The 16,873-nt window shown below is 45.1% G+C and carries 18 protein-coding genes and 2 pseudogenes; 18 read left to right on the top strand and 2 right to left on the bottom strand.

Going from position 1 to position 16,873, the window contains the following annotated elements:
* Positions 1-63: 63 nt before the first annotated feature.
* The 17 genes from spoIIIAC to recN all read left to right on the top strand — a co-directional run bounded on the left by spoIIIAC (position 64) and on the right by recN (position 15,224).
* Entirely contained in the window at positions 64-258 is a 195-nt protein-coding gene (gene spoIIIAC, locus ACESTK_RS11095) for a stage III sporulation protein AC (RefSeq protein ID WP_021924294.1), read from the top strand.
* 44 nt (positions 259-302) lie between these two features.
* On the top strand, positions 303-689 hold the full coding sequence (locus tag ACESTK_RS11100; RefSeq protein WP_118581049.1) for a SpoIIIAC/SpoIIIAD family protein: 387 nt from the start codon (positions 303-305) through the stop codon (positions 687-689).
* The gene (locus ACESTK_RS11105) at positions 686-1,954 is read left to right on the top strand and encodes a stage III sporulation protein AE (RefSeq protein WP_373119749.1); all 1,269 of its coding nucleotides are present in this window, start codon (positions 686-688) and stop codon (positions 1,952-1,954) included. Before ACESTK_RS11100 ends, ACESTK_RS11105 begins: the two co-directional genes overlap by 4 nt.
* Positions 1,955-2,041: 87 nt before the next feature.
* On the top strand, positions 2,042-2,608 hold the full coding sequence (locus tag ACESTK_RS11110; RefSeq protein WP_195379673.1) for a stage III sporulation protein AF: 567 nt from the start codon (positions 2,042-2,044) through the stop codon (positions 2,606-2,608).
* Positions 2,550-2,936 (top strand): hypothetical protein, encoded by a 387-nt coding sequence (locus ACESTK_RS11115; protein ID WP_373119751.1) that lies wholly within the window; start codon positions 2,550-2,552, stop codon positions 2,934-2,936. The genes ACESTK_RS11110 and ACESTK_RS11115 overlap by 59 nt, the downstream gene beginning before the upstream one ends.
* 11 nt (positions 2,937-2,947) lie before the next feature.
* The gene (locus ACESTK_RS11120) at positions 2,948-3,643 is read left to right on the top strand and encodes a SpoIIIAH-like family protein (RefSeq protein WP_373119753.1); all 696 of its coding nucleotides are present in this window, start codon (positions 2,948-2,950) and stop codon (positions 3,641-3,643) included.
* Between the two features lie 136 nt (positions 3,644-3,779).
* Positions 3,780-5,369, top strand: coding sequence for a peptide chain release factor 3 (locus tag ACESTK_RS11125; RefSeq protein ID WP_118581031.1), 1,590 nt, complete (start codon positions 3,780-3,782; stop codon positions 5,367-5,369).
* 183 nt (positions 5,370-5,552) lie between these two features.
* The gene (locus ACESTK_RS11130) at positions 5,553-5,939 is read left to right on the top strand and encodes an Asp23/Gls24 family envelope stress response protein (protein ID WP_118581028.1); all 387 of its coding nucleotides are present in this window, start codon (positions 5,553-5,555) and stop codon (positions 5,937-5,939) included.
* Between the two features lie 104 nt (positions 5,940-6,043).
* Positions 6,044-6,601 carry a transcription antitermination factor NusB gene (nusB, locus tag ACESTK_RS11135; protein ID WP_118581025.1) on the top strand — a complete coding sequence of 186 codons (558 nt, stop codon included), beginning with the start codon at positions 6,044-6,046 and terminating at the stop codon, positions 6,599-6,601.
* The gene (gene xseA, locus ACESTK_RS11140) at positions 6,594-7,823 is read left to right on the top strand and encodes an exodeoxyribonuclease VII large subunit (protein WP_195379675.1); all 1,230 of its coding nucleotides are present in this window, start codon (positions 6,594-6,596) and stop codon (positions 7,821-7,823) included. The genes nusB and xseA overlap by 8 nt, the downstream gene beginning before the upstream one ends.
* Positions 7,824-7,904: 81 nt before the next feature.
* Positions 7,905-8,129, top strand: a complete 225-nt coding sequence (gene xseB / locus ACESTK_RS11145; RefSeq protein ID WP_118581019.1) for an exodeoxyribonuclease VII small subunit — start codon at positions 7,905-7,907, stop codon at positions 8,127-8,129.
* On the top strand, positions 8,101-9,009 hold the full coding sequence (locus tag ACESTK_RS11150; RefSeq protein ID WP_243243779.1) for a polyprenyl synthetase family protein: 909 nt from the start codon (positions 8,101-8,103) through the stop codon (positions 9,007-9,009). Before xseB ends, ACESTK_RS11150 begins: the two co-directional genes overlap by 29 nt.
* 13 nt (positions 9,010-9,022) lie before the next feature.
* Entirely contained in the window at positions 9,023-10,906 is a 1,884-nt protein-coding gene (gene dxs / locus ACESTK_RS11155) for a 1-deoxy-D-xylulose-5-phosphate synthase (protein ID WP_173715645.1), read from the top strand.
* Positions 10,903-11,727 (top strand): TlyA family RNA methyltransferase, encoded by an 825-nt coding sequence (locus ACESTK_RS11160; protein ID WP_118581011.1) that lies wholly within the window; start codon positions 10,903-10,905, stop codon positions 11,725-11,727. Before dxs ends, ACESTK_RS11160 begins: the two co-directional genes overlap by 4 nt.
* Positions 11,728-11,782: 55 nt before the next feature.
* The gene (locus ACESTK_RS11165) at positions 11,783-12,661 is read left to right on the top strand and encodes an NAD(+)/NADH kinase (protein ID WP_148462519.1); all 879 of its coding nucleotides are present in this window, start codon (positions 11,783-11,785) and stop codon (positions 12,659-12,661) included.
* Between the two features lie 191 nt (positions 12,662-12,852).
* Positions 12,853-13,308, top strand: coding sequence for an arginine repressor (argR, locus tag ACESTK_RS11170; protein ID WP_118581008.1), 456 nt, complete (start codon positions 12,853-12,855; stop codon positions 13,306-13,308).
* Between the two features lie 239 nt (positions 13,309-13,547).
* A complete protein-coding gene (recN, locus tag ACESTK_RS11175; RefSeq protein ID WP_187565772.1) occupies positions 13,548-15,224 on the top strand; it encodes a DNA repair protein RecN in 1,677 nt (558 codons plus the stop codon).
* 30 nt (positions 15,225-15,254) lie between these two features.
* Here recN and ACESTK_RS11180 read toward each other — a convergent pair.
* A pseudogene (locus ACESTK_RS11180) lies at positions 15,255-15,386 on the bottom strand (DUF6783 domain-containing protein); the annotation flags it as partial.
* Between ACESTK_RS11180 and ACESTK_RS11185 the strand changes: the two are divergent.
* Positions 15,363-15,413 (top strand): annotated as a pseudogene (locus ACESTK_RS11185) (DUF6783 domain-containing protein); the annotation flags it as partial. The pseudogenes ACESTK_RS11180 and ACESTK_RS11185 overlap by 24 nt on opposite strands.
* 29 nt (positions 15,414-15,442) lie before the next feature.
* On the opposite strand, the gene ACESTK_RS11190 reads toward ACESTK_RS11185, so the two are convergent.
* Positions 15,443-16,774: a SpoIVB peptidase S55 domain-containing protein gene (locus ACESTK_RS11190; protein WP_243284037.1), complete on the bottom strand. Its 1,332-nt coding sequence runs from the start codon at positions 16,772-16,774 to the stop codon at positions 15,443-15,445.
* Between the last annotated feature and the right edge of the window lie 99 nt (positions 16,775-16,873).

The following is a 16,873-nucleotide window of genomic DNA, read 5'->3' on the forward strand; positions in this document are numbered from 1 at the left end:
ATCTGGAAAAATTGCCTGGAAAACGGTTATGTAAGGCAGATAACGGTAAGAAAGGAGGCCCCCTTGGAAGTCAGTATTATTTTTAAAATAGCTGCTGTGGGGATTCTGGTCTCCGTGCTTTCTCAGGTTCTGAAACACAGCGGCAGAGAGGAACAGGCTTTTTTAGTCAGCCTGGCAGGTCTCCTTGTGGTACTCTTCTGGATCGTACCATATATTTATGAGTTGTTTGACAGCATAAAAAAATTATTTGAATTGTGATCTGATTCACCAATATCCTGTCACCTGTGTTCAGGAGGTGGAAAATGGACATTATAAAGATTTCGTTACTAGGCGTATGCGGTGTTATTCTTGGATTTCTTATGAAAGGAACCAAACCGGAATACGCCTGTTTTATTACAGTTGGAATTGGTCTTGTGATCATGGGACTTGCTGTGGGGAAAATTTATTACCTGTTTGAATCTCTGGGGAAAATCCAGGAGACACTTCCAGTGGACACGGAATATATTTCCACACTGGTAAAAATGATCGGAATTACCTACATCGGTCAGTTTGCCTCCGGAATCTGTAAAGATGCAGGCTACAGCACAACAGCGGCGCAGATTGAGCTGTTCTGTAAATTGTCGGTGATGGTTCTGAGCATGCCGGTGCTTATGGCACTTCTGAAGACGATTCAGGAGTTCATGGTATGAGGGTCTGGAGAAAAAAACAAAAATGGCAGGTAATTGCTGCATTGTTGTTTGCAGTATGGATTCTGATGGGAACCAGAAAAATAAATGTAAACGCAGAGAACATGGAAGCAGAGAGTTTTACAGGTGAAACAGCAGTCGAAACAGAGGAAGAGACAAAGGAGAAAACGGTAACAGCAGGTATTGGCTATCGTGCAGCTTCCGCTGATTCTGAGGGCATTACGGAGCAGCTGGTTTCTGACATGTCTTTCGAACAGGTACAAACTTTAATGGATGAAATGCTGGGAGAGGACAGCTTCTCCATAGGAACAGCATTAAAAAACATGATAAACGGCGAAACAGTATTTTCAAAAGAGGCGGTGCAGCAATTTCTGCGCAGCCTCTTTTTTGAACGGCTGGAAAAAGAACGGGCTAATTTTTTTCGCATTCTTCTCCTGGTGCTGGCAGCTGCTGTTTTTTCAAATTTTGCAGAGGTATTTGAAAACAGCCAGATTGGAGAGGTAAGTTTTTACATGGTATATCTTTTATTATTTACCATTCTGATGAACAGCTATCAGCAGCTTGGAGTTTCTCTTGGAAAACAGCTGGAATGGATGACTCAGTTTATGAAAGGCCTGGCACCTGCTTATTTCGTGGCAGTTTCAGCAGCATCAGGAGCTGTCACGGCTTCTGTATTTTATCAGGGGGTTCTTCTTCTGGTGTGGCTGGTGGAATGGCTTCTTCTCACTTTGATTCTGCCAGGGGCTAATCTGTATGTTCTTCTTTGTATGGTGAACCATCTTTCCAAAGAGGATATGTTAAGCAAGATGGCAGAACTTCTGGAAACTATGATCAACTGGAGCCTGAAAACCATGCTTGGGGCTGTCCTTGGGCTTCAGGCGGTACGAGGACTGGTTGCGCCTGCCATGGATGCCATCAAACGAACTGCCCTGGGCAGAACTGCCGGAGCGATTCCGGCTGTGGGAAATGCCGTAAATGCGGTAACAGAATTGATTCTGGCAGGGGCACTGCTTGTGAAAAACTGTCTTGGAGCAATGGCGGTGGTGGTTCTGCTTCTTGCAGGAGCAGGACCTGTGATTCATTATGGTCTCCTATCCCTTAGCTTTCGCTTCCTTGGTGCAGTGGCACAGCCTGTATCAGACAAACGAATCGTAGGCTGCCTTGGCACAATGGGAGAAGGCTGTGCCCTGCTTCTGCGGATCATGCTGACTGCGGAAATTCTGTGTGTGCTTACCTTTATAGTTCTCATGGCGTCTGTAGGCGGATAAAAGTAACAGTAAGCGGAAATGAACCATAATAACCTGAGCATATGACTGAGATATGGGACCAAAATGGGATGCGGGAAGTGATATATTATGAAAGAAGCCATCTACAGCTGGATCAAATGCCTTGCCATATTTTATATTCTGTTGACTATGCTCATCCATCTGGTGCCTACCGGGAAATATCAGCGTTATGTGCGTTTTTTTATGGGACTTTTGCTGATGGTTATGCTGATCACTCCCATGCTTTCCATTCTGGAAAAAGCTAAGACACTGCCGGAAAGCTTTTCCAGCCTTTACCAGCAGGAAGAAAAAAAGCGGCTCACTCTTGATATGGAAAATCTTCAGAAAAGCCTTCTGGAAAAAGGTGTGGAGGAGCAGCTTGAGAAAAATATTCCGGAATCTTTGAAAAAGAAAGGCATAGAAGTGACGGCATGCAAAGTACATATAGAAGGGGAGCTGTTAAAAGCCTGCCTGTGGACGAAAGAGGTGCCAGATGGAGAGCTTGAGAGGGGGATAAAAGATGAACTTGCAGCAAACTGGGGAATCAGGGAAGAAAACTGTGAAGTCCTTGCTTGGAAAAATGGGAAGCAGACAATGGGTGATTCTTCTCCTTCTGGGACTTCTGCTTACGGTAATTGCACTTCCGGTATCCGATAAAAAGGATAGCTCCCCGGAAGTAAAAAGCAGTTCCTTTTTTTCAGCTTCTTCTGAGGAAAATACAGATGCAGAACGGACAGTTCTGGAGAAAAAACTGGAAGATCTTTTATCCCAGACAGAAGGAGTGGGAAAAGTGCGGGTGCTCCTTATGACGGGGGAAGAAAAAGACAGCAGCAGTTTCTACGATTCCGGAAATCAGGCGGTGACCGGAGTGCTGATCGCGGCGGAAGGAGCAGATAATTCTGTGGTTTCCAGGAATATTGTAGAAGGAGTTATGGCATTATTTCAGCTGGATGCCCATAAAATTAAAGTAATGAAAATGAAATGAGGAGAGGTAAAGTGAAAAAGATTCTGAAAAAGAACCAGGTAATCATTACTTCACTGGCGGTTCTGATCGCAGTTGCAGGATACCTGAATTTTGCAGATGTAGATCTTGGCCTGAAAAATAAGGAGGCAAGCGCGGACAGCAGCAGTATTCTGGAGGATGTAGACTATGATCCGACCGATGAAACAGCCCTTCTGGATGAGAACGGGGCGGATAGCAGCCTTACGGATGTGCAGGATCAGACCACCAGCACGCCGGGGGAAGCTGTACTTACTGCGGCTTCTGATTTTGCGGCCCAGGCCAAACTTTCCAGAGAACAGATCCGTTCCCAGAATAAAGCAGACCTGCAGGCTATTATTAACAACCAGGATCTGGGAGATGACCAGAAGCAGGAGGCTGTGAGCACCATGGTTTCCATGGCGGATCTGACGGAAAAAGAGTCGGCAGCAGAACTTCTTCTGGAAGCCAAAGGCTTCGAAAATGTGATCGTAAACCTTACCGGAGAAACGGCAGATGTGGTGGTTCCGGAAGCAGATCTGACAGATGCAAAACGGGCTCAGATTGAAGACATTGTGAAAAGAAAAACGGGAATTGCGCCGGAAAATATTGTGATCACGCCGTTAAATGAAAGCGAGGAAGAACTGGTAAATAAAGATGAATCACTGGAGACTTCCGTGGATATTGATGATGATACTACAGTAAATCCGTGATAATACTACAGTAAATCCATGATATACCCCCTTGACAGTGCAGCAGTCCTTATACTAGAATAGGAATGCTGCAAAAATATAAGAATACACGCTCTAGAGCGTGTCTGAAATAGAGAATTCAAATAGGAGGCTAAACGTGTCGAAGTATACGAAAGAAATAGAAAAAAGAAGAACCTTTGCCATCATTTCCCACCCGGATGCAGGTAAGACTACTCTGACTGAGAAATTCCTGCTGTATGGCGGAGCCATTAATCTGGCCGGTAGTGTTAAAGGAAAGGCAACGGCCCGCCATGCAGTATCAGACTGGATGGAAATTGAAAAGGAGAGAGGTATTTCCGTTACTTCTTCCGTATTGCAGTTCCATTATGACGGTTACTGCATCAACATTCTGGATACTCCTGGACATCAGGATTTCTCAGAGGATACTTATCGTACCCTGATGGCTGCAGATTCTGCAGTTATGGTAATCGATGGGTCCAAGGGTGTTGAGGCACAGACCAGAAAGCTGTTCAAGGTCTGCGTTATGAGACACATTCCTATTTTTACTTTTATCAATAAAATGGACCGTGATGCCAACGATACCTTTGATCTTCTTGACGAGATCGAAAAAGAGCTTGGAATCGCAACCTGCCCTATTAACTGGCCAATCGGTTCCGGTAAGAAATTCCGCGGTGTTTACGACCGCAACACGAATAAGATCCTTACTTTCACAGATACCCAGAAAGGTACCAAGGAGGGAACTATTGAGGAAATCGATCTGGATTCTCCTCATGCACTTGAGGTTATGGATCCGGAGCAGAAAGAACAGCTTCTGGAGGAAATCGAGCTTCTGGATGGCGCAAGTGCCGAGTTCGATCAGGAGATGGTAAGTAAGGGAGAACTGACTCCTGTGTTCTTTGGATCCGCTCTTACCAATTTTGGTGTTGAGACTTTCCTGGAGCATTTCCTGAAGATGACTACGTCACCTCTTCCAAGAATGGCAGACTCAGGTCTTGTTGATCCTATGAGCGATGATTTTTCTGCTTTTGTATTTAAGATTCAGGCAAATATGAATAAGGCTCACCGTGACAGAATTGCATTTATGCGTATCTGCTCCGGCAAATTCGATGCCTCCCAGGAGGTTTATCATGTACAGGGGGATAAGAAGATGAGACTTCTTCAGCCCCAGCAGATGATGGCTGAGTCACGCCATGTAGTTGAGGAGGCTTATGCAGGAGATATTATCGGTGTATTTGATCCCGGTATTTTCTCTATTGGAGATACGATCTGTACGCCTGGAAAAAAATTTGCATTTGAGGGCATTCCTACATTTGCACCGGAGCACTTTGCAAGGGTAAGACTTCTGGATACCATGAAGAGAAAGCAGTTTGTAAAGGGAATTAACCAGATCGCACAGGAAGGTGCCATCCAGATTTTCCAGGAGCTTTACGGAAATATGGAAGAGATCATTGTGGGCGTTGTTGGTGTGCTCCAGTTTGATGTTTTGAAATATCGTCTGGAGAACGAGTATAATGTGGAAATTCGTCTGGAAAATCTGCCATATGAGCACATCAGATGGATTGCGAACAAGGATGAGATTCAGGTGGACAAGATCGTCGGAACTTCTGACATGAAGAAGGTTACAGATCTGAAAGGCAATCCGTTGCTTCTGTTTATCAATGCATGGAGTGTGGGCATGACAGAAGACAGAAATCCGGATTTAATATTAACAGAATTCAGTAAATAACTCTTTTCATTTTTGACGCATTTTGCTATAATTAAAGAAAGTCTCGGATAGAAATAGAACTGCGCAGATGCGTGGGATGATCCGTTTCGTGTAAATACGCCGTAAGGCAGATTTGACGCTGGCCTCGTGGAAAGATGCGAATTTTCCGGCAGCCGGCAGATTAAACCTAGGAGGTTTGTAAGCATGGCAGAGAAGAGAACAACATATAAAATACAGGATATTGAGGGAATCGGTGAGGTTCAGATCGCAGATGAGGTCGTTACTATTATCGCCGGACTTGCCGCTACAGAAGTAGACGGAGTTGCCTCCATGGCAGGTAATATTACCAATGAGCTGGTAAGCAAGCTTGGAATGAAGAATCTCTCCAAGGGAGTTAAGGTTGAAATTGTTGACAGTGTGGTAAGCGTTGACCTTACCCTGAATATTGAATATGGCATGAATATCCTTGAGACCAGCAAGAAGGTTCAGGAGAAAGTAAAAGCAGCCATTGAGAACATGACAGGACTTGAGGTTGCAGATGTCAATATTCATATTGCAAGCGTAGATATGGAGAATGAAAAAAGCAAGTAAACGAAAAAAGGAAAGTAAACCTTTCCTTTTTTTTCTATGAATGTCTGCGTGAGCTGGCATTTCTTTGCAGGGATTTTCGGGAGTTACAGATAGTAGGAGGAAACATGAGAAGAAGGGAACAGAGAGAACATATTTTTAAGCTGCTTTTTATCAGCGAGTTTAATACACAGAAAGAAATGGAAGAGCAGCTGGCTTTATATTTAGCTGATATTGAGAATCTGGAAGAGAGCGACCGGGACTATATCAGTCGCAAATATATGAACATTATGAACCACACAGATGAGCTTGATGAGAAGCTGAACAGCATCAGTATGGGATGGAAGACAAGCCGTATGAACCGTGTTGATCTGACAGTTCTTCGTTTGGCTGTGTATGAGCTTGAATATGAGAAAGAGGAAGTGCCGGTAGGAGTTGCCATCAATGAGGCTGTAGAACTGGCGAAATGCTTCGGTTCTGAAGAGTCCGGTGCATTCGTAAACGGAATCCTTGGAAAAATTGCCAACCCGGATAAGAAGGTTGCTGCAAGAAAGGCATCTTCTAAGAAAGAAGAACAGACCTCTGCAAGACCGAAGTCCGGTTTCAAGGTAAAGGATCCTTCCAAAAAGGTGGTAGTTGTCAACCGCAATGTAAGCTCCAGGGCACCGGAAAATAAAAATGAATAATGTCTATTCTGTTGGTCAGGTAAACCGCTATGTGAAGAACATGTTTACCCAGGACTATTTTTTACAGAATATTTATGTAAAGGGAGAGGTATCCAACTGTAAATACCACTCCACAGGACACATCTATTTTACCTTGAAGGACGAAGGCGGCACACTGAAATGCGTTATGTTCGCAGGTTCCAGAAAAGGTCTTGCTTTCCGCATGAAAGACGGAGACAAGGTGATAGCCGGGGGCAGAGTAGATGTTTATGAAAGAGATGGCGCATATCAGTTCTATGCGAAGGAGATTACTTTAGAGGGAGCTGGTGCGCTTTATGAAAGATACCTGGCGTTGAAGCAGGAGCTGGAGGATATGGGAATGTTTGCACAGGAGTATAAGCAGCCCATACCGGAATTTGCCCACAGAGTGGGGATTGTCACATCTCCTACAGGTGCTGCGATTCGGGATATTATCAACGTTTCCACCCGAAGAAATCCTTTTATCCAGAGTATTCTTTACCCGGCACTTGTGCAGGGCGAGGGAGCAGCGGCCAGTATTGTACGTGGTATCCGCATGCTGGACGAGGCAGGCGTGGATGTGATCATTGTAGGCCGGGGCGGTGGTTCTATTGAGGAACTATGGGCTTTTAACGAAGAAGAGGTGGCAAGGGCGATTTTTGAGTGCCATACACCTGTAATTTCTGCAGTGGGACATGAGACTGACTTTACCATCGCGGATTTTGTGGCGGATCTTCGTGCCCCTACACCTTCAGCAGCGGCAGAACTCGCCTATTTTGACTGCCGGACTCTTTTGAACTCCATGCAAGGGCATCAGGAACGGCTGGAACGGGCAGTGTGGAATAAAATTGACGTAAACAGGGCAAAACTGGAAAGATATGGAACACGTCTTCAGTATCTGAATCCGGAGAGCCGTCTGCGTGACCGTCAGCAGTATGCGGCAGATGTGCAGGAACGAATCCAGTCTGCCATGGAACAAAAGATAAAAGATAAAAGACACAGACTGTCCCTCTATCTGGAAAGATTTCATGGTCTTTCTCCTCTTCGGAAGCTGAATCAGGGTTACTCCTACGTTTCTGATAAGGAAGGAAAGACATTGACAAGCGTTTCACAGGTAAAACAAGGGGATGGTCTGCTGATTTATGTTACAGATGGTACAATAGAGGCGTCTGTACAGAATACAAAAGCCAGCAGTTATGGAGCGGATACAGACAGTGAAAAATGAAGTCAGCATGCAGATCGTGCATAGCTAATAGAAGGCTTCTGTGCACAATGTGTGCAGCAATAAAGACGGAGGTGCGGAAGGATGGCTGATGAGAAAAAAGAAGAGAAAACTCTGGAGGAGGCTTTTTCAGAGCTGGATGTTCTGGCGGGAAGACTGGAAGACCGTGAGACCTCCCTGGAAGATTCATTTCGCCTTTATAAACAGGGAATGGAGCTTCTGAAATATTGCAATGATAAGCTTGATACCGTAGAGAAAAAAATGCTGCAGATGAATGAGGATGGTAGCCTTGGTGAATTTTCAAGATGAATTAAAGAAAAGAACAGAAGAAATTAATAAAGTGATCCAGTCTTATCTTCCTGCAGAGGAAGGTTTTGCGAAGACTATGGCACAGGCAATGAATTACAGTATTCTGGCAGGAGGAAAGCGCCTTCGCCCTATGCTGATCCTGGAAACCTTAAGGCTGTTTGGAGGAGAAGAGAAGCTGGTATATCCTTTTATGGCAGCAATGGAGATGATTCATACCCATTCACTGGTCCATGATGATCTTCCGGCTCTTGATAATGACGATTACCGGAGAGGACGTCTTACTACCCATAAAGTTTATGGGGAAGCTATGGGGGTTCTTAGCGGTGTGGCACTTCTCAATTATGCTTATGAAGTGATGCTTACAGCTTTTGACAAGGCAGATACACCAGATTGTCAGGCACATGTGATTCAGGCACTGAAGGTAATGTCCCATAAGACCGGGCTTTACGGAATGCTTGGCGGACAGAGTGTGGATGTGGAAAATGACGGCAAGCCTATGAGCCGTGAGATGATTGATTATATTTATGAGAATAAGACTTCTGCACTTATTGAAGCCTCTGTGATGACAGGCGCAATTCTTGGAGGTGCCACGGAAGAAGAGATTGTTATAGTAGAAAAGGCAGCAAAAAATATCGGCCTTGCGTTCCAGATCCAGGATGATATCCTGGATGTGACCAGCACCGAGGAAGAGCTGGGTAAGCCAATTCACAGTGATGAGAAGAACCATAAGACTACTTATGTGACACTTATGGGAATTGAGAAAGCATCACAGCAGGTGAAGAAGCTGTCAGATGAGGCAGTTACTTTGCTTGAAGGACTGAATAAGAAAAATGAATTCCTGTTTACTCTGGTGAACGAGCTGGTGGGACGCAGGAAGTGAAAGAAGGATACAAATGATTCTGGATAAAATAAAAAAGCCCAACGATATTCACAAAATTCCTCTGGCTGAATTTCCGCAGCTGGCAGAAGAAATACGAAGCTTTTTGATTGAATCCGTCAGCAGGACAGGAGGACATCTGGCATCCAATCTTGGAGTGGTAGAACTTACACTGGCACTGCATAATGTACTGGATTTTCCAGATGACAAGCTGATTTGGGATGTAGGCCATCAGGCATATACTCATAAGATCCTCACCGGACGAAAAGGTGAATTTGAGACCCTGCGCAAGGAAGGCGGACTGAGTGGTTTTCCAAAAAGAGGGGAGAGCAATTGCGACTCTTTTGACGCGGGACATAGCTCAGATTCTATTTCTGCAGGCCTTGGTTATGTGCATGCAAGGGATCTTCTTGGAGAGAATTATCATGTGGTTTCTGTGATCGGCGATGGTGCGCTTACAGGCGGTATGGCTTATGAGGCGCTGAATAATGCAGCCGAATTGGATACCAATTTTATAATTGTTTTAAATGACAATAATATGTCAATCTCTCCAAATGTAGGAGGAATGTCAAATTATCTCAGTGCGATCCGTACTGCAGAAGCATACACCGGAATGAAAATGAGCTTGAATAAGGCGGTAAAAAAGATTCCCCGTGTGGGAACCGCTATGGTGGATGCTGTGAGAAGGACGAAAAGCAGCATTAAGCAGCTTTTTATTCCGGGAATGCTCTTTGAAAATATGGGCCTGACCTATCTTGGACCGGTGGACGGGCATAATATGCGCCAGATGATGCGTCTTTTTAATGAGGCAAAGCGTGTGAAGGGACCGGTTGTGGTTCATGTTCTTACAGAAAAGGGACGTGGCTATGAACCTGCAAGACAGAATCCGGATATGTTTCATGGAATCGGACCGTTTGACATCAAGACTGGAAAGCCAACCCAGAAGAAGGTCTGTCCGGGTTATACGGATGTGTTTGCAGATGCTTTGTGCCAGGTGGCAGCAGAAGAAGAGAAGCTGGTTGCCATTACAGCTGCCATGCCTGATGGTACCGGGCTGAAAAAGTTTTCCCAGAGATTTCCAGACCGGTTCTTTGATGTGGGAATTGCAGAAGAGCATGCAGTTTCCTTTGCAGCCGGACTGGCACTTGGTGGAGTAGTCCCGGTGGTTGCCATTTATTCCTCCTTTTTGCAAAGAGCTGTGGATCAGATGCTTCACGATGTGTGCATGCAGAAGCTTCATGTGATCTTTGCAGTGGACAGGGCAGGTCTTGTTGGAGCAGATGGTGAGACACATCAGGGCAATTTTGACATTTCCTATCTCAGCATGATGCCTGGAATGACAGTGATGGCACCGAAGAATGACTGGGAGTTAAAGGAAATGCTTCGCTTTGCTGTGAAAGCGGATGGCCCGGTAGCAATCCGTTACCCAAGAGGTAATGCATATCAGGGGCTGCAGGAATATCAGACAGCTGTGGAGATGGGGAAAAGTGAAGTCCTTCACAGCGGTTGTAAGGTAGCAGTTCTGGCACTTGGAAGCATGGTGGAGATCTGTGCAGAGGTCTGCAGTGAATTACAGAAGGAAGGAATTGATTCTACCTTTGTAAATGTCAGATTTGTAAAGCCATTAGATACAGCTTTGCTGGATCAGCTGGCGCGGAATCACAGCCTGGTGGTAACAGTAGAAGAAAATGTGCAAAATGGTGGCTTTGGACAGCAGGTATGCGGTTATATGGAAGAACATCATCCTGGTATCCAGGTGCTGCCAGTGGCTATTCCGGATCGTTTTGTGCCTCATGGAGGTGTGGACAGTCTTAGGGTACAGCTGGGGCTTAGCGCCAATGCCATTGCAGAGAAGATAAAGAAAATTTCAGGTAACTATTCAGAAGGAATAAGAGAATGAAGAAACGATTGGATATGATGCTGGTGGAGCGCGCTCTTGCACCTTCCAGAGAAAAAGCAAAAGCATATATCATGGCCGGACAGGTTTATGTAGATGGTCAGAAGGAAGATAAAGCAGGCTCCATGTTTACTGAAACGGTGAAAGTGGAAGTCAGAGGAAACACCCTTCCATATGTAAGCCGCGGCGGCCTGAAGCTTGAAAAAGCAATGAATGAATTTGATGTAAGTCTTGAGGGGAAGGTGTGCATGGATGTAGGCGCCTCTACAGGCGGTTTTACAGACTGTATGCTTCAGAATGGCGGTGTGAAGGTATATTCTATTGATGTGGGATATGGCCAGCTGGACTGGAAGCTTCGCAACGACCCAAGAGTTGTGTGCATGGAGAAAACCAACATTCGCTATGTGGTACCGGAGGATATCCAGGAGAAACCTGCATTTTCCTCTATTGATGTTTCCTTTATTTCCCTGACCAAGGTACTGGGACCTGTGCGAAATCTTCTTACAGAGGATGGCGAAATCGTCTGCCTGATAAAACCCCAGTTTGAGGCTGGCAGGGAAAAGGTGGGAAAGAAAGGAGTTGTCCGTGATCCTGCTGTACACGAGGAAGTGATAGAGAAGGTGAGGGATTTCGCCATGAGTATTTCCCTCGAGCCATGCCATCTTTCTTTTTCTCCGATCAAAGGACCAGAGGGAAATATTGAATATCTTCTGCATCTGAAGAAAAGACCGGAGGGAACGGAGGTTCCGGACAGTCTTACTGTGAAAGTGGAAGATGTGGTTGCACAGGCACACGGAGCATTGGATAAACCGGCAGAAAAATAGTATGCAGTTGAATGCTGTTGCTTACAGGGGCAGTAAACAGATACAGGACTTTGGTATGAATAAGTTTTATATTATAACCAACAATGAAAAAGATAAAAATCTGGAATTTACAGACCGGGTAGTGGATTATCTTGGAAAAAGAGGCGGACACTGTGAAGTTCAGCTTGCAGGAAGACAGACTGCAGGTCCGTTCCACTATACGGATCCAAGAAAGATTCCGGAAGAAACACAGTGCATTATAGTACTTGGCGGTGATGGAACCCTTCTTCAGGCTGCCAGAGACATTCAGGCGGCTCACGATAAGAAGCGCAGTCAGATTCCCCTTCTGGGAGTCAATCTTGGAAATCTGGGCTTTCTGGCTGAGGTGGACAGGCAGTCTGTATACCAGGCTCTTGACAAGCTTACGGAGGATGTCTACGAGGTGGAAGAGAGAATGATGCTCTCCGGGACTGTTTACCGGGGAGACAGGGTCATCGGCAAGGATATTGCCTTAAACGACATTGTAATCGCAAGGGAAGGTCCCCTTCGTGTTGTAAGATTTAAAAATTTTGTCAATGACGAATATCTGAACTCTTATAACGCTGATGGAATTATTATTTCCACACCTACAGGTTCGACAGGATACAGCCTTTCTGTTGGCGGTCCTATTGTTTCACCAAGTGGAGAGATGACGATTATGACACCGATCGCGCCACACACTCTGAACAGCCGAAGCATTGTTTTCCCAGCGGAGGATGTGATCACGGTGGAAATGGGAGAGGGACGTCACCAGGATTGTGAAAAAGGACTGGCTTCTTTTGATGGGGATTCTGAAATTCCAATGATCACAGGAGATAAGATTGTGATCCGAAAGGCAGAGGTGAAAACCAGGATTTTGAAGCTGAATCATCTTAGTTTTGTTGAAGTGTTGAGACAAAAAATGAGGGATAGCTGATTTTTATTAACGTATCAGAATACAAATATTATTATAAGTATTGATCATAGTATGGGAATTTTATTGATAATATCATTTTCAGAATGCGTTGCAAAGGTTCATTCAGAGCTTGTTTGAAAAAGGGGTATTGTAAGTGACAGCCTTTTTTAACAGACTTCAGGGCAGAAAATCTTTGCAGGGGAGGTTAAGAAGTGAAATTAGCAAGACATGAGAAAATTATCGAACTGATAAAAGAATATGACATAGATACACAGGAAGAGCTTGCAGCCAGATTGAATGAAGCCGGTTTTAAGGTGACACAGGCTACGGTTTCACGAGATATCCGTGCACTGAAAATGACCAAGGTTGCAGGAAAAGACGGGAAATCCCGCTATGCCATCCTGCAGGATACACAGCCAGGGCTTGGGGACCAGTATACAAGAGTGTTAAATGATGCGGTTGTGTCCATTGAGGTTGGACAGAATCTGGTAGTGATCAAAACAGTTACCGGAATGGCAATGGGAGTTGCCACAGCTCTGGATGCCTTGAAATGGCCGGAAATCCTGGGCTGTATTGCAGGAGATGACACGATTATGTGTGCCTGCAAAAGCTCTGAGCTGGCGGAGGGTGTCATGGAGAAGCTGGGCAGTATTTTGAACAGAAGATAAAAATGGAAACAGTTTGCATGACCGGAATTTTCAATCGGGTTTCAGAGCTGACTGAGAACATAAAGTGGATCGGGCAGGAATTTCCTGCTCGATTGTTACTATCTGAAGGGCATGTGTGGCTTTGAAGCATAGCGTTGCCTGACATTACATATGGGCATTTAGGCCTGTTTATAAGGGTATGAGAAAAGAGTAAGGAGTTACTGTCCATTTGAATATACAGTAACGTAAGGAGGTCAACCTTGTTAGTACATTTACACGTAAAAAACCTTGCACTCATAGATGAAATTGAAGTGGAATTCGGACCAGGGCTGAATATCCTCACCGGTGAGACTGGTGCCGGTAAGTCCATTCTTCTCGGTTCCATGCAGCTGATCCTGGGAGGAAAGACATCCAGAAGCATGATCAGGGAAAATGCGCCCTATGCACTGGTAGAGCTTTTATTTCAGGTTGAAAATACGAAAGCAAAAGAAGCACTTGCCGCACTTGATATTTATCCGGAGGACGGACAGATCCTCATGTCAAGAAAAATCATGGACGGCAGGAGCATTAATAAGATAAATGGGGAGACAAGCACTGTCAGCCAGATGAAGGCCGCTGCAGCCTGTCTTCTTGACATTCACGGGCAGCATGAGCACCAGTCCCTTCTCTATGAGGAGAAACAGCTGGAAATCCTGGACGCTTATGGCCGTGAGAAAATCTTTCCGGAAAAAGAGAAGGTGAAAGCTGCCTATCAGGAATATAAGAAATGTCAGGCAGAACTGAAATCCCTTGATATGGACGAAGAGCAGAAGAATCGGGAAATGGCTTTTCTGGAATTTGAGATCAATGAGATTGAGAAAGCATCTCTGGTTCCAGGAGAAGACGAAGAATTGGAAAAGCAGTATCGAAAGCTCTCCAATGGACGCAGAATTATCGATTCCCTGCAAAGTGCCCATGCCCTTACCGGATATGATGGACAGGGAGCTGGGGAAGCAGTGGGAGAGGCTCTTCGGGAGCTTTCCAGAGTGACAGAGTACGATGATCAGCTGGAATCCCTTTCCCAGACCTTAAGCGAAGTGGACGGACTTCTCAATGATTTTAACAGGGAGCTGTCCTCCTATATGGATGACATGACTTTTGATGAATCCGTATTTTATGAGACAGAGCGCCGCCTGGATTTGCTCAATGGTCTGAAAGCCAAATACGGTCAGCGTATCGAAGAAATCCAGGAATACCAGAAAAAACAGCAGGAAAAGCTGAACAAACTTCAGAAGTATGAAGAAATTTTCGAGGCTTCCAGGGAAGAACTGAAAAAGGCAGAAAAAAAGCTGGAAGTGGCCTGCAGCCGTCTTTCGGAAATTCGTAAAGAATACAGCCATCAGCTGGAGAAAAAGGTAATCCAGGGATTAAAAGACTTAAATTTCCTGGATGTACAGTTTGCCATCACGTTTTCCAGAAGAAGCAGTTTTACAGAGAATGGTTATGATGAAATCCAGTATGAAATTTCCACAAATCCGGGAGAAAGTCTGAAGCCCCTTGGTAAAATCGTATCCGGCGGTGAGCTTTCCAGAATTATGCTTGCACTGAAGGCAATCCTGGCAGACCGTGACCAGATCGAAACATTGATTTTTGATGAAATAGATACGGGAATCAGTGGACGTACTGCTCAGAAGGTTTCTGAGAAAATGGCAGTGATCGGGCATCATCATCAGGTGCTCTGCATTACCCATCTTCCCCAGATCGCAGCCATGGCAGATTCCCATTTTGAGATCGAGAAGCAGGTTGAAGGCACCAAGACCACCACTCAGATCCATCCCCTTGATGAAGAAGCCTCCATCCGCGAACTGGCCCGTCTTCTTGGGGGTGCCCAGATCACTGGCGCTGTGCTGGAAAATGCAAGGGAGATGAAAAAACTGGCCAGGGAGTGCAAGGCATAATTTCTTTTTGTAGATTGAGAAAATGAGTTTTCAAACATGTAAGTTGAAATCCTCTGTGAGACAGGCTCCGGAGCGAGTCTGAAAAATCATTCCCGCAATCTGCACGCCCCACTTTGCGGTATATTTTGCCCGAATTCAGTTGCCGTAGCCCGCTACGGCGCCCTCATCCGGGCAAAATCTCCCACAAATTGTGACGCACATCTTGCAGAAAGCCTTTTTCAGACACGCTCCAGCATGTTTTCAATAAAAATTCCATACCCACTTGCCGCATCCTGGACAAAAACGTGGGTTACCGCACCGATTACTTTTCCATTTTGCAGGATGGGACTGCCTGACATGCCCTGGACAATGCCGCCGGTGGTGTTAAGAAGCCGCTGATCGGTGATATGGATGACGAAACTTTTGTTAGTGTCCTCGTGGTTCATGTCGATTCTGGTGATTTCTGCATCGTATTCTTTTACTCCATTACCTACATCACACAGAATGGAAGCCGGACCGGTCTGTACTTCCTGTTTGTAGCCGATTTTCATCTGGCGGAGGGAAATTGGCAGAGAATCATTTCCGGAAAAACTGTCTGCAAAATCCCAGAAAGAAGTTTTGGACTGGTTAAAGCTTTCAGAAGCATTGACCGTATCATCTGAAGCAGAAGCTGCGGCCTGGAGCTCTGTAATATTATTGCCAGAACTGCTGGTGAAACTGCCGTAAATTCCATTTGAACTATTTACACGAATCTGTCCGATCACATTGTCATTTCTGTAACGGATCAGCCCTGAAAGTTCTCCGGGACTTCCTTTTTCTCCTTTTTGCACTCCGAGAATCTGGGCACAGTAAAGATTTCCTCCCTTTATTGACAAAAGATTTCCTGTGTCGATATCGCTGATTCCATGGCCAAGAGCACCGAAATTTCCGTCTTTTGTTACATAGGTAAGGGTTCCGATTCCCTGGGTATCATCCCGGACCCAGATTCCAAGCTTGTACTTTCCGGAAGCATCCTGTGCCGGGGAGAGAGAAACCGGAATGGTACTGTTATTTCTTCGCACGCTTACCGTAACAGGCTTTCCATCAATAGTTTCCAGATCGTTAATTAAATCCTGCTTGCAGGATATTTTCTGCTCATTTAGTGCAACAATATAATCGCCAGGCTTTAAAATATTTTTTGCCGGATCCTGCATCTGCCCATTTTTAGAAAGGATTTCTCCGGTGTCGATCACAAGAACTCCGTCTGTTTCCATGTAAATCCCCACTGTGCTGCCGCTGACCAGAATGGTGTCTGCCTCTGTTGGTTTCACTTTAATATTCTTGAAAGCTATTTTTCCAAAAAGTCTGCAAGGCAGTTGGTAGCTGCCTTCCCCGGAAGCAGTGATTGTATCTCCGAAAGATACAAAAGGAAGATTGGAAATCTGGGAAAGGTCAAGTCCTGAATTTTTGTCAATGTGTATTTCATCCGGAATTTTCCGGTCCAGATAACGATATCCCAGAAATACCATTGTCAGAAGGTCAAGGACAAGACAGAGCAGGATAAAATGTTTGTATTTTCGTTTCTGGTACATGTTTTCACATCCTTTTCTTTTGTTTTTCACTGTGCTGGTACAGCAAATATTAAGTAGCCGCTATAGTGACTTGTCTGATTTTTCATATACTGTGTCAAT

The sequence above is a fragment of the Ruminococcus sp. Marseille-P328 genome (assembly GCF_964249465.1).
GTDB lineage: Bacteria > Bacillota > Clostridia > Lachnospirales > Lachnospiraceae > Blautia_A > Blautia_A faecis.

Coding starts and splice junctions, on each gene's coding strand:
- ACESTK_RS11190 (WP_243284037.1), bottom strand. CDS start 16,774: ATGTACCAGAAACGAAAATACAAACATTTTATCCTGCTCTGTCTTGTC.
- nusB (WP_118581025.1), top strand. CDS start 6,044: ATGAGAAGAAGGGAACAGAGAGAACATATTTTTAAGCTGCTTTTTATC.
- xseB (WP_118581019.1), top strand. CDS start 7,905: ATGGCTGATGAGAAAAAAGAAGAGAAAACTCTGGAGGAGGCTTTTTCA.
- ACESTK_RS11165 (WP_148462519.1), top strand. CDS start 11,783: ATGAATAAGTTTTATATTATAACCAACAATGAAAAAGATAAAAATCTG.
- dxs (WP_173715645.1), top strand. CDS start 9,023: ATGATTCTGGATAAAATAAAAAAGCCCAACGATATTCACAAAATTCCT.
- ACESTK_RS11160 (WP_118581011.1), top strand. CDS start 10,903: ATGAAGAAACGATTGGATATGATGCTGGTGGAGCGCGCTCTTGCACCT.
- ACESTK_RS11105 (WP_373119749.1), top strand. CDS start 686: ATGAGGGTCTGGAGAAAAAAACAAAAATGGCAGGTAATTGCTGCATTG.
- ACESTK_RS11100 (WP_118581049.1), top strand. CDS start 303: ATGGACATTATAAAGATTTCGTTACTAGGCGTATGCGGTGTTATTCTT.
- xseA (WP_195379675.1), top strand. CDS start 6,594: ATGAATAATGTCTATTCTGTTGGTCAGGTAAACCGCTATGTGAAGAAC.
- ACESTK_RS11150 (WP_243243779.1), top strand. CDS start 8,101: ATGGTAGCCTTGGTGAATTTTCAAGATGAATTAAAGAAAAGAACAGAA.
- ACESTK_RS11130 (WP_118581028.1), top strand. CDS start 5,553: ATGGCAGAGAAGAGAACAACATATAAAATACAGGATATTGAGGGAATC.
- ACESTK_RS11110 (WP_195379673.1), top strand. CDS start 2,042: ATGAAAGAAGCCATCTACAGCTGGATCAAATGCCTTGCCATATTTTAT.